Here is a 343-nt window from a genome sequence, read left to right as displayed (position 1 = left end):
GCTGGGACGGATCCGAAGATTTCAGCGGGAACATGGATCGCGTCAGGCGCAGGGAAGATGGGCATATGCAAAACGTCTGAATACAGAGCTTGGCAGAAAGATTGCAAGGGAAATCGTTCTGTATGCGTCAGAAAAGAAGGCAGATGTGATTGTTTTCGAATATCTGGAAATGAAAGGAAAACTTTCTGGGAAGAAAAAGCAGAAACTGCAGATGTGGAGAAAACGTGATATCCAGAAACGGTGCGGACAGCAGGCACACAGAAAGGAAATCCGAATTTCCCGAATCTGTGCCTGGAACACGAGCAGGCTTGCCTTTGATGGATCAGGAGAGATTGCCCGTGAT

Annotated in this window: 1 pseudogene; it reads left to right on the top strand. The window is 47.8% G+C overall.

The window, feature by feature from the left end:
• A pseudogene (locus tag DWY63_RS18350) lies at positions 1-343 on the top strand (IS200/IS605 family element transposase accessory protein TnpB); the annotation flags it as partial.

Origin of the sequence: Blautia sp. AF26-2 (genome assembly GCF_003460955.1) — a bacterium.
Classification (GTDB): domain Bacteria; phylum Bacillota; class Clostridia; order Lachnospirales; family Lachnospiraceae; genus Fusicatenibacter; species Fusicatenibacter saccharivorans.
This window is presented reverse-complemented; position numbering and strand designations above follow the sequence as displayed.